5 protein-coding genes are annotated in these 13672 nt (G+C 37.6%); 1 reads left to right on the top strand and 4 read right to left on the bottom strand.

What is annotated here, in order from left to right; translation table 11 throughout:
* The gene (locus tag Aba26S_RS13835; RefSeq protein WP_005236267.1) at positions 1-2136 is read left to right on the top strand and encodes an ATP-binding cassette domain-containing protein; all 2136 of its coding nucleotides are present in this window, start codon (positions 1-3) and stop codon (positions 2134-2136) included.
* A 102-nt stretch (positions 2137-2238) separates the two neighbouring features.
* Here Aba26S_RS13835 and Aba26S_RS13830 read toward each other — a convergent pair whose 3' ends face one another.
* The 4 genes from Aba26S_RS13830 to Aba26S_RS13815 form a co-directional block, all read right to left on the bottom strand.
* Positions 2239-6969: an AAA domain-containing protein gene (locus Aba26S_RS13830; protein ID WP_024435866.1), complete on the bottom strand. Its 4731-nt coding sequence runs from the start codon at positions 6967-6969 to the stop codon at positions 2239-2241.
* Between the two features lie 63 nt (positions 6970-7032).
* The gene (gene brxL, locus Aba26S_RS13825) at positions 7033-9072 is read right to left on the bottom strand and encodes a protease Lon-related BREX system protein BrxL (protein ID WP_024435867.1); all 2040 of its coding nucleotides are present in this window, start codon (positions 9070-9072) and stop codon (positions 7033-7035) included.
* 29 nt (positions 9073-9101) lie between these two features.
* Positions 9102-11726, bottom strand: a complete 2625-nt coding sequence (pglZ, locus tag Aba26S_RS13820) for a BREX-1 system phosphatase PglZ type A (RefSeq protein ID WP_043972763.1) — start codon at positions 11724-11726, stop codon at positions 9102-9104.
* Complete coding sequence (locus Aba26S_RS13815) at positions 11723-13660, bottom strand: DUF262 domain-containing protein (protein ID WP_043972761.1); 1938 nt, start codon at positions 13658-13660, stop codon at positions 11723-11725. Before Aba26S_RS13815 ends, pglZ begins: the two co-directional genes overlap by 4 nt.
* Positions 13661-13672 lie beyond the last annotated feature (12 nt).

The raw sequence follows: 13672 nt of genomic DNA, 5'->3' as shown, positions 1-13672 counted from the left end.
ATGAAATTTATTGAAATCAATGGTATTACTACACATAATTTAAAGAATATTGATCTCCATATTGAAAAAAATAAAATAACAGCAATTTATGGCAGATCAGGTGCTGGTAAAAGCTCGTTAGCTTTTTCTACTCTTTACAATTTGTGTAAAGATGAATTTGATTCTCTTGAAAATGGGTTCCCAGAACAAGGAGACTACATATTAGAATCATATTCTGGAATAATACCTTCAATATCAATCAATCAAAATAATTTTAATGTTAATCCTAAGTCAACAATTTATAGTTATCTCAGATTTCCCAACTTATTAAGCAATAATGATAAAAATTTAATTCCAGAATATCGTTATTTAAAAATAAATTCTCCCTACAATACATGCAAACAATGTAATGGCCTAGGCTATGAAATAGAAATTGAGCAAAATAAACTTATAGATGAAGAATTAACCCTATCTGAAAAACCATTTTTATGCTGGAAAAACGGATCTCTTTCAAATTATTATAACAATTTATTATTAAAATTTTGTAAAGAAAAAGAAATCCCTATTGATATACCATTTAAATTTTTAACTGAAGATCATAAAAACTTACTTCTATATGGAAAAAGTGATCATAAAATCAAATTCAGTTTTAAACATAATGGAAAGATAAAACAGAAATTAGCTTATTATATTGGTGCTTTTGAATACTCTAATTCTTTAATCAATGAAATAAAGAACTCTTCACTACCAACTAAATATAAAAAGTGTAATAGCTGTAATGGTTCAAAAATAGATTTAAACCTGTACAAGGACATTAAGGTTTTTGGACTTGATTTTTCATTATTTTTAACAATTCCAATTTCCGATATAATTAATTTTATTGAAAACAATCAAATTAAAGTTAATGATAATTTTTTACGTACTATAAAATCCATTAATGATATGGGGCTTGGATATTTAAGTCTTAATAGATCTATACCAAGTTTATCAGGTGGAGAACTGCAAAAAATAAATTTTAGCCGACTCCTTAATTCTGATATTTCAGGTATTCTTATTATTATCGATGAAATATCATCCCAATTAGGGAAATCTGATTTTCCTTTAGTCCTTGATAAAATCAGAAAACTATCAAAGAGTAATACTGTTGTTTTAGTTGAACATGAGCAATATTTTATTGATGCAGCAGATCACAAAATCCATATTGGTAAAAGTGCTGGAAAAAATGGTGGATACATATGTGATGATGAAATCATTAAACCATTTCTTTTCAAAAAAGAAAAAAATACCATTCAGAATTTTTTCCACTTTACTAATTTAAATAAAAATAATATAAAAAATCAGAATGTTAATATTCCCCAAAATTGTCTAACTTGTTTTGTAGGTGTTTCTGGTTCAGGGAAGTCTTCTTTAGCAAAAGCAATCAATGATTTAGGAAACTCTTACTATATTAGTCAAAAAGTTTCTAATTACTCAACAAGATCAATTCTTTGCTCAACAATAAAATTAAATATTCTTATCGCTGAATATTTTTCTAACAAGTCTAATATAGCTGTTGATAAATTTCTGCCTCATAAACTAGGTGGATGCCCTAATTGCCAAGGTACAGGAACAATCAAATATGAAAGAGGATTTGAAAAAGATATATATTTAACATGCCCAGTTTGCGACGGTAAATTATTTAATATTTCAGATCAAGATATTGTGAATACTATGGTTGATGATAAAAATATTATTGACATATATCAAACAGAAATTAAAGAGTTACTTAATTACTTCGATGATAAGAAAATTACTAACATCCTCAATGTAATGGACCGCCTATGCCTTGGTCATCTGAATTTGAGTAGAAAAACTCAGACTCTTTCTGGTGGTGAATTAAGACGTATAAAACTATGTGAATATTTATCCAAACAAAGAAATACCGATAAAATTTTAATTATTGATGAACCTACTGCTGGATTAGATCCTGAGACCTCCTCTAGTATTGCCAGTTTCCTGTATGAAAAATCTTCAAAATTTGGAGCTATAATTATCATTGAACATAAAGAAGAAGTTATTCAATATTGTGATTATAAAGTAATAGTTGGCCCAGGCTCAGGATTATTGGGTGGGAAAGTTCTCAAACAAATAAACTCTTTAGAATCTCTTCCACACTAACCTTTTACTTCCCCATATTTTTTAATGACTAAAGATTACTACTGTAATCTTTAGTTAGGTAAGTGTCCGCTAGCGAATCCATTTAAATACAAGCTAGTACAATTAAAGAATTAACAAATCTTTCTCGATGTCACTTTCCGCACTCATTTCAGATTCGTCATCTACCCACACTTTGTGTTCTACATCTTGAGTTAAGCTACTCATTCCATGTGTAGGTTTTATACCCATTGCATCAAGTTTTTCCTTTAATGACATAATCATATTTTCACGTTCAATGGACCAACTCGATGCAAAGCATCTCCAGAATGTCCATCCTGCGCGTTCTAAAGCACGTTGACGAGTCATGTCATCATGCCATTGTTCTGGCCCATGATAGCTATCACCATCACATTCAACAGCCAAACGCTGATCACCATCTGACTCAACGACTAAATCGATTCGATAGCTTCCAACCTTAACCTGTGGAGTAACTGTGTAACCCATTTCATGAAGTGTCGTAAATACAGATTTTTCAAACTCTGATTCACACAAGTCTAATTTTGCTTCAAATGATGCTTTTTTATCTTCTTGCAAATCATAAAAATGATTGAGTAAATTCAGCCTTAGATCTTTTGGAGATATATGATCACGACTCACGGAATGGACGAGATACATCCGTTCACGAGCACGGCTTGCAGCTACGTTGAATCTCTGTTCATGATCGGATCGACTCAAAGCATGACAATTCTGAGGATCTGCTACCATAGATAAGAAAATAATATCTCTTTCTGCACCCTGAAATGCTGAAGCATCCCCACAAGCAAATTGAACTTGGGTAAGAGTACCTGCACCAAATTCATTCAAAGCTTCTGATTGAATGAACTCAGCCTGCGCCGGTCCCAACAATGAGATCACACCGATTGATCTATTCGTGTATCGTTCATCTTTAAGAAGAAGTTTCATTTCCTCAATAATTGCTTTCGCTTCTATTCGATTAATATGTTTGCTATTTTTAGATTCTCTATACCCCTGCGGTGTATAAATTGCGACTAAAGCTGGACTTAACTGCTCAGATTTCTTCGATAATCGCATTGGCTTAATACGGTTACCATAAAAGTTTTTATTGCTGTAACTAATGATCGCAGGATGACAGCGGAAATGCTCTAGAAGCATCACACTTGACTCATAGATAGAAGAAGCCATGTCGTATAAAGACATATCTGGTGTTAAATATGCAGCATGTGGCTGACCATGTAGATAACGATTTCTCAATACATCAATTTGAGCACTTGCTAGACCGACATTACTCGGAGAAACTTGTTTATTATCCCCCACTACTAATAATTTTTTAGCACGCATTAAAACAGGTAATACGTCAATTGATGATTGTGATGCCTCATCCACAATCACTAAGTCAAAGAGGCCTAATTCAGCAGGCATAGATTCAGATACCTGAAGATGTGACATGACCCAGCAAGGAATAGCTGCTGTTGCCTCTTTAAGGGCTACTTGAGCATCTTTTCTATAACGTGGAGCATTCTTACCTGTCCCTTTTCCATAGTGTTGTACAGCAATTTTATAACGCTGTAATGCAACTAAAATTTTGTCTGAGGCATTTTCCTTTAATGCCAGCCATGTCTTGTTTGCTGCCAATTGAGCGTAATTTTGAGATAGATTCTTCTCGTGAATACGACGGCGCTCATACAAATTTTCAATTTGACTTGTATTACTGATGGCCATTACAAAAATCTCAAGACGTTTCCATTCCCAAGCCTCTAGCAATGTATTACGTAATACAGGATCTTCAATTTCTTCAGCGTACGGAACTTCCAGAATATGTTTACTAAGAATCAAAGCATTTGTTTTACTCAATCTAATACTGGCGGATTTAACTCTTTCAAAATCTTCAGTTAGATCTTTTAAATGTGATAATTTTTTCAATAGATCAGCATACTCTCCAAGTTCACCTTCATGTAATGAATCGGAATCAATCAGAGATACAATTTTCTTTAACTGATTTGGTATTTTATTACCAAACTCTGATAAATAAAGGATTTGATCAGCCAGTTGTTGTTGATAGACTTCTAAATTAAATATTTTTAACTTCTGCCCTAACAATTGAATCAAGTCATCAATATTTTTAGGTAATCCGTAGAAATCAAAAGATTTAGCTCTCTTAAAAACTTTTAAATAATTCGCATTAAATTGATCCAAATATTTATTTTTTAAATCTAGGCATTTTTGGGTTCTACTGATGAGCTGCGTGAACTCTTTTAATATTTCATCGAGATTACGATTATTTAACTCAATTAAAGGAATGTCTAATTGTGCGGCAATACTATTCCACTTGCTCATAAAGATATTAAGAGTCTGCTTTCTATCAAGATATTCTTTAAGTCTTTTCCATTCATCTGATGTATCGGGATATTTTCCAGAAACTTTAATTGACTTAAAAAGGTCTTGTAATTCAGCAGTACCAAAATGATACCAATTAAATGGCTTACCTGTATCAACAGCACGTTGAACAGCTTGATATTCTTTTGAGTTTGGTTGTATCTCAAAATTCAGCTCTATGGGATCAATTAGTAGCGTTTTCCTGTATTCCAATAAAGGCTGAACTTCTTGAATAAGGTTACTATAGATATCAAGTTCCATAGCCTTATCTTCTGCATTTATCTTCTTGAAATAGCTCAATAACCATGGTTCTGCATGATCAAGAACAAAGTTTAGATCTTCTAGATAAATCTTCAACCAATCTCTTAGCTCATTAATTTCTGATTCAGAAATAGTTTCCTTGAAATTATGTAGGTCATTTTGCTTTAAGAATTCCTCAATCTCATCTTTTTCTTTTAAGAACTCACTTAATTTCTTCAGGCTCGCCGAATCTAACAACTTTTCAGGAGCTGGCAGAGGACCATAATTTATGTATGGTAAATCTGTACCGATTTTCTTTCTTGAGTCTCTCAATTGAATCAACTCAATCTGGGAAAAAGGAAACTGGTCTTTTTCCTCGAAAGTTAATTGGTCGGTAAACCATTCGTAAGATGCCCTACTTTCTAATACCGTTTTCACGATATCCATAGGTAATTTTTTATTACCATCTACCTCAATATTCTGATAATGCTTTTCTGCAAAGTTATATATTTCTCGATCAATCAAAGCCATTTCATGATGGTTATGATCTATTTGATGTTTTAGAACTTCGATCGTTTTTCGAACCTCTGCAACATTCATTTGGGTAATTTTTTGCACAATCAAATCGATTGAAGATTCAAGCTGATTTTTACTTTCTTTGCTTGAACCAATGCGACTGACTACTAAAGGCTTTAATTCATCAGGAATCTTTTCATGTACTGTTTTAAGGACATGTGACTGCTGTGCAGTTACCAGTACTTTTTTACCATTCGCCAAATAGTGGCAGATAATATTGGCAATACTATGTGTTTTACCTGTACCTGGTGGACCTTGCACTACTACACCACTGCTGGTTAGCAGATTCTGGACAATAGTAATTTGTTCTTTGTTATAAGGCAGCGGGAAATAAAGCTCCTCAACTTTTGATCCGAATCCCTCAGTACCAGAACGGCCTCTAAAACTATAAGTCTCTTTTTGATTAATATCGCTTTTTAATTCTGTCACTAACGATAAAGGTTGTTCAGGTATAGCCACTGAAGGGTCATTAAGTTTAGTTTTTAATAACTCAATGTCATCGCTTAAAATAGAATTTCTTTTAGGACGACTAAACAATACTGATGTTAATGTCACCGCTAGATTTTTAGATGGTATAGCCCTATTTTCAGCCTCAACAATTGCTCCTTTTGAAAAAATATTCGCGACGAAGGCATTAACTAGATCAGAGTAAGTTTCCCTTTCAAATAGGCGTAATGAGCGACCATTATTTAAGTTTTCTTTTAAGGTTACTTTTACTTGTCCTGAAGTAGGCAGATCATCCTCTAATAAGATGGCATCCATTTCTATATTGGCACGTGTATCTTTGGCACCTACACGTATTAATCCATTTTTTTCTATCTCCATTTCTAACGGGATAGTAATAAGAGGATATGAGTAAGATTTTTGAGTCGTTGGAAGTACCCAGTCAACTAAGCCAAAGCCTGCAACAATTTCTTCACCATCACCTGTTCCACCTAAATTAATCGCTGTATTCCATGAGAATAACTTATCGTAAACAACAATAGATTTTTTAATCTCATCGTTATTTTGTTTCCAATCTTTCCAAATATTTTGATAACTTTCGAATTCTTTGAATAGCTTCTGAAGTATCTCAATTTTAGTAATCAAATCACATGCCACGCTACTGTAGGGCAAGCGGAATTGATGAACTTCTTTGAAAAATACAATCTTATTTAAACTAGAAAAATTAACTGTGGGTTCTTTTTCGGCATCAAAATGAATATAGGAAGAGAGTATTTCAGATGGTTTCGGCATCGATTGAAGCTGTAATCGTTCAATTTGAAACCACCAATCGTCATCATTCAGAATTTTTAAGCCACGAAGTTTTTCTAGATCATGAGAATAAAATCTATTACCACTCATTTCATATTGAATTTTTTGAGTATCCTCAGCTTGATGAGATACATAATCCAACAATTGAATCAGTTTATTTTTAACAATATCATTTAATTCAAGTTCAGAGTTCATCATTGGTCTTTCTAAATTTTTAACTGACGGGATTATAGCCAAAGACCAGCAAAAGGCTTCATCTTGTGAAAATATATCTTGATTTTGATATAAAAAAGCATTCACTTCTTTCTTTTCAATACCAAGAGTTTTGGCAATTTCTCTAGCAGTAAGTTTGGGCTGTTTAACCAAAATAGCTGTTATTAAATCCTTCATGTGATTCATATTTCCTAATCATTTTAAAAGCTTTTCTCTTTAATTGATTTATACAGAATCAACTTAATCCACTCCCAGCCCCTTAAACACAGCATCCACCGGATCTGCATAAAAGTTGGTCTGGAACTTGGTAAATAGTTCCACAGGAATCGTGGGGATATCTGCAGCACTACTCATTGGTAAGGCGACCTTCTTGGCACCAGCATCAAAAGCAACCTGAAGGCATTCAGCAATACTTTCCACCGGTGTCACAGAACCACCCAAGCTCATATCACCCAGTACCACCATCTGACTTTGTATTGGACGTCCTAATAGGCCAGAGGCGAAAGCCACTAAACTTGGCAGAGCAAGATGGCTGAGTGGGCCGGTATTCTGTAATTCCACCACATGTAAGTGGAAATCATGTTCCAGCACCTTACTGCCCCCCGAGATTCGAGATGCATTGGCTTTGAAGTAGTCAAATGCGATCTTGACCTGCTCCTTGGCACTGCTTGAATTCCATAAGCCTGATGTCGCCAATTTTCCTGAACCTTTGGTCACTTGAAGTTCTAAGCGGTATAACCCCGGCATGCCTTTATTACTGAGCCCGATGGTATATAAGAAACCTGGCTTGGCTGGACCTTCGGGAATCAGTCCGCCACCACCCTGCTCTTTGACTGATACAAAATGTTCTTCGAGCGTCTCATTATCAATGTAGCTGAAATGAACATCATAGAATTCCATACCACCAATTTTCTTTAGCTGTTCTTTGACCCGACGGCGCACCTGCAGTGCATATTCCAGGCATTGCCGTACATCTTCTTTGTTAAATTGACCATGTGGGTAGAGCAACTTCATCAATCCAGAAACCGTCTTGCGAACGGCGATCACATCACGCTGATTCAGGTTATTCCCTAGCTTGAAGTACTTCTCAATGGCATCCGCAAAACTACGCTTACGCATTTCCCTGAAGAATTCAGCCAGATAATCAACGATTAGACCATAACGGTTGGTGAAGAACTCCGGACGCATTTTTGGAATTTCCCAACCCGGGATATAGGCATGAAAGCGATCAAAGAATGCTGAATCAATCATGGCTTCAGGGAACGGCGCCAAGAGATGGCTGGTTTTAACCAGAGATTCCACGCTTTGGTTGATATTACCCACAAAAACCATCGAAGCTGAGGCTTCCATCTGTTCACGACCACGGGCAAAAGATCCTGAGGCCATGTAGTCTTTCATGATCTGAACGCCATCTTTGTCCTTAAAGGAAATACCGGCAACTTCATCAAAGGCCACCACATCCCACAACCCCACCAGACCAATACGGCGGCTACTCATGTTATAGAACAGGTTGGCGACAGTCGTTTGTCCACCTGAAACTAGAATACTATTCGGTGAACACTCTTTGTAAATATGGCTTTTCCCGGTACCGCGTGGTCCAAGTTCACAGACGTTATAGTTATTTTCAACGAACGGAACCATACGCGCTAATAGGTGCCATTGCACGTCCTCTTTTAACGAAGCCGGTTCCATGCCGATCGAACGGATTAAACTCTCGCGCCACTGATCAGTGCTTAATGCTGCTCTGCCACTGAAAAGTTCATCCATATTCATATTCGGCATTTGAATCGGCTTGAGTAAACTCACCCCAAATGGAGAATTGGTTTGTCCTTCTTCAAAATAGTAACTGAGCGTAGCAATGACCCAGATACCACCAACAAGTAATTTTTCATACTCTTTGACGATGCCTGCCGAGATTTCGGCATCTTTGATGCCCAGATTACTAAATGATGCTTCGTATTTGTCTTTACGCTCATTCAGCTTTACAGTCACCCGATCAATGACCTTATAACTGCCACGTTCACGAACCAGGGATTTCACCTTCTCAGCTTCATCAGGTCGTACATAGTTCTCTGCCAGCACGGTCTTTACGTTACGTAGTCCCTGCTCAATGATCTCTGGATCATCCGAGGCACAGTACATCCCCAGCAGGTATTCGAGTACATAGACCGGGACATTGGCCCCTTCTTTGATCAGTTTAGTCAGATCCTTACGTACCACCCGCCCAGCAAAGTGTTCATTCAGCAGCTGATCCAGTTCTTTATCGTTAGCAGATTCCATGTAGGCTACGCTCTATCGTTAATTCGTTATCAGAAGAAGTCATCGGTAAATGCCAGATCAATGGTGACCTTATAGCGCTGCATTTCGATATTCAGGTCTTTGTCCTTCAGTACCAGGAAGTAATCTTTCTTACGGTCAAAATCAGTACCGGACAATGACAGCCTGACCTGTTTAACCCGATCGGCAACAGAGTCGGTACTGCTATCAAAGGTCAAGGTTTCTTCACTTGATACTTTGAGATCCCCATCATAAATGGCAATGGATAAAGTCACTGGCATGACCAGCTCACTGACAGCTTCAGTTTGCATCAAATCAAACTTCTGGATGTTATTGACCATCTTCAGCGTGGATTTGGTAGAAATGACCTCAACTTTACGCTTGGTCCGCTGTCCAGCCTTTTCACCACGCAGCTGTTTTACCGTTAGTACAGGCACTACGATTTCCTGAGGCATGATGCCGCCATGCACGAAACGTGAGCCTCCTACAAAATGGAAACGGTTCGCCCCTTTTGGAATCCAGAAATCAGTCGCAGATAGTGTACCTGCCGTAGCTTGGGTTGAGCCTTTCCATGCTTCCTTGCTCTCTGGTAAACCATGCCCAATCACATAGCGTTTTTTGCTTTTCAATGCATTGGTCGGTTTTTCAGTCAAGCTTGAACGATCCGCAGATTCCAGTTTACTTTGCTGGAACAAGAAGCCATGGTCGGCTGTGATCAACAGGGTAGAAATATTGAAATGCATCAAGATTTTGCGGCTAAGTTCAGTCAGCTCTTCAATGGCATGTTCCACCGCCATAAAGGTTTCTGATTCTGTAGAGGCACTGTCTCCCCGAGCATCAATCACGTTGTGATAAACGTAAATCAAATCATGGTCTTTAAGTGCTTCACGGCCTTCATCACGCGACCAACCTTTTACCGTTTCAGCGGTAACCACCAATCCATTATAGGCAGCCAGAATTTTGGATCGTGCTGCAGTCCCTTTGCTGGACTGCCCATCTACTAAAACATCATCACCTGCGGCCTCTTTGTACTCCAAAGTCTGATGCGGCAACAACGAGGCCATGCCAAGTGTGGTGTAACTTGGGACAACGCCCAGCTGTGAAGACAATGTCGCTTCAGAATAACGCTTTTCATTGATACGATCACGCAGCTCTACTGCAGCTTCATAGCGGAAAGCATCACTGATGATCACTACAATACGGCGTTTAGTTGCAGAACCCAGTAAGGGTCTGACGTGGGTATCGTAGAAGTTCTGCTGATTTGGGATATCTGCCACTTTCCAGACATTCAAGCGTTGCTCAGCTTCTACACGCTCGCCCCAGTTGCGTGCCAAGTGGTCAATAAACCAGTAGGCATAGCAATTTTCGATTTCTTCATCGAGTTTTTTCAGGATATCAACATGAGCTCGCTGAGAGGCTGCACTGTAATGACGATAGGCCATATCAAAGCGATACAGCTCCTGTTCATAGGCTTTATACAAGGCTTCGCTGGAGTCAAAATAGAAACCGGAATCAAACTGTAGTCGTAAACTGAACAGCTCAATCGCTGCCTGCAACGCTGTATAGACGGTACGGTATTTACGGCGAGTTGCATCGTCCTTATGTTTGGAAGCCCAATAGCCATCCAGACGGGTAGAAATAATCGTTCTGAAATGTTCCAGTTCAGCTTTGGTTGCTGCAGGGATCTGGCTGGCCAGATCAACAATGATCTTTTGTTCAATCACTTCAAAGGTCATGACATCGAGCAGCTGCTCCAGATCAAAAGTCCCGACCTTCTCCTGGATCCGCAGTGCATTGGCCACGGTCTGGGAGAGTGTATCGAAGGTTGGGTAGTATTTGGAGCTGTCTCTCCAGCGCGACAAAAAGGCTCTGGCTGTTGCACGGGAGCTGACTGATGACATCACCAGTTCCTGAGCCCATAGCGGTATATCGCCCAAGCTTTCACAGAAACCTGTGGTCATCAAACGGATAAAGAACGTACCGAGCTTGAATGGTGCTTCCCCATTCAATTCTTCAACCGATGCCGGATAACCAATTTCCGCCTGTAATGCTGTGACTAAAGCTGGCACCAGTTGGAACTTTTCCAGTTCAGCAAAAGAATCAGGATTTACTTCCAGATCCAGATTCTGCTGTACCATTTCATCTGCCAGTGCCAGAACAATGTGCATTAGCTCGGCACTATCAGCCTTGACCACAGCCGCAATCATAGCCATATCCAGATCCTGTGCATCCGCATCAGGCTGGATATAGCGTCTTAACGCGCTCAGACGGGCTTTGGCTTTGAGGAATTCTTCACGTTTGGCCAGATGTTCTCTTAAACTTTGTTGCTGTAGCCCAAGCTCATTGAAGATAATCGAGAAACGATCGGCATAGAAGCTGCGTGAATAGAGCTTGATGTCCAGTAACCAGTCTTTTTCAATTTCAGGCTCAGGGCTTGGGAAATACAGCAAGTATTTGCCCTGCTGATCTTGTAGTTCCAGTTTGAGCTTGATCGCCAGACTCGACTCTTCTGCCATATTCAGAATCTGGACATCCCCCAGATTTAAAGCTTTTACTTCTTCGCTAAAGGACTGTTCCGCATCGTACCAAAAGACGATTCGGTGTTGTTCAGTATAAAAGGCTTGTTCCAGACCTTGTTGTAGTTGACCTAGATTCATGCACTTTCTTCCAATACATTAAAAGTAAGAAAGTCAACATGCAACAACTTAAGTTTGATGCTGTCATCACCTAATTGAATATTCCAACGTTTTTCTAAAAAATTCAGTAGATTTAGACCGCGTTGCTTAATCTGATCTGGATCCCACACCACTGGAGGCTGACTAATTTCAATTTCACTATAGGAACCATTAAAATAGCCACATCCGTTTCCATCATTGACCTTTAAGTCAAATGCATGATTGAGCAATTTACTATTTTTTGCACGAGACAATGGCACCAAATTACCTAGAGAATGAGTAAGTAGATGTTGTTGTTCTTTATTCAACATACCGAAATGTGAAATCCAATACGGATCTGTTGGAGTCTGTGGGAAGACATGCTCAATCGTTACAAAGTCTTTATGGTGGCTGTCATTCCATTCATCCCAAGACAATTTATCCGTTGATTGTTTGGCATTACGTTTTAAATGCTGCTCATATTCATATTGAAAATAGCGTAGACCATCCCAGTCATAGAAACCTTCTCGACTGCCAAGTTTATATTTATCTTCTATAGCTGTAATAAAGCGCTTAGCATCAAAGTAATCATTAAATGATTGATTAATTTTATCAATTGCTTCTGAAATTTCAATTTCACCAAAAAGCAATTTTCTCGATAAATTAAAGAACTCAGTTTCACGAGTAGATGGACGGCGTTGGCTAATATTAAAAATCGTGAAATTAAATTTCTCAATTCTTTCTAACATTAAAGCGATTTGCTCTGGATCTTTCCCGGCGACATATGCAGCCAAAATCAAAGGTTTAAAGCGTCTAAAGCTTAATCGATTCAATCGCTCTAAACTAATTTTCTGACGTTCTGTTAAATCATTCGTTTCTTTAAAATACGGGTTATGCATATAGAACCAGTATTTAATAGATTTTTGCAGGCTTGCGACATAATCTGATATTTCTTGTATTTTCAATGCTTCATTTACATTTTCAGCATGTAATACACTTTTAGCAGTAAATTTGTCTTCCAATAAATATTTGATGTAGTCATCACCTTTTTTCTTAGAAAACTTAAAGTACATAATCCAATGATTCCGCAAGAATGCATCATCATCCAACGTATTATTTAAGCTCTTTCCAAGATATTCATAAATCGTCTTCCATGCATTGTTAATATCTGCGCGTAGCGTTTCTTTACCATGATTATCTTGGAATAATGTTGATAGATAAATAAGCCTATTTTTTAATAACTCTAAGTGACTAAGACGCTTACCGCGATTATTCATAGTTTCAAACGTTACGAAGACATCAATCTCATCACTAATTTCATAGAGATTAAACTTAAATTTTTGTGTCAGCTTCTTATAAATCACTGCAATTTGATCTATATCAGTTTCTTGCAAACGCTCAGCGAAAAACTCTTTGGCAGCTATTAGATTTCGAGTGTACAGTGTTTCTTTAGACTCATATTTTGATGATGACTCATTGAATATTTGTGTTTTAAGAAACTCATTACTTGGATTATCTTTTTCATAACCAAAAATAAAGCTTTTTGCGATACTTTGTTCAGCTTGCAACACAATAAATTTTTCTTTAATTTTTTGTGCAGACTGAGAAGCAATAATTTGGCCTTCTTCCAGACTTTCAATAATTGCTTGAATCAAGATCATTGACGTCGTCAAACGCTGTTGACCATCGACGATATAGAAAGGTTTATAGCCTAGATCCTCAATAATCCATTGATCATCTTCCCATTTTGACCAAATTTTTTCAGGCACAGATTCAAGTGTGATCACTCCCGTATAATGCACACGGTCTAACTGTAACTGTAATAAATCTTCCCAGAAATCTTTTAATTGATTTTCCGTCCAAGCATACCCTCGCTGATAATCAGGTATCCGCAATAATCGTTCTTTAAAAATGCTGGTTAAATTCTGTAAATCCATCATCAAGGCCCC

It is taken from the genome of Acinetobacter sp. NBRC 110496 (genome assembly GCF_000876115.1).
GTDB lineage: Bacteria > Pseudomonadota > Gammaproteobacteria > Pseudomonadales > Moraxellaceae > Acinetobacter.
This window is presented reverse-complemented; position numbering and strand designations above follow the sequence as displayed.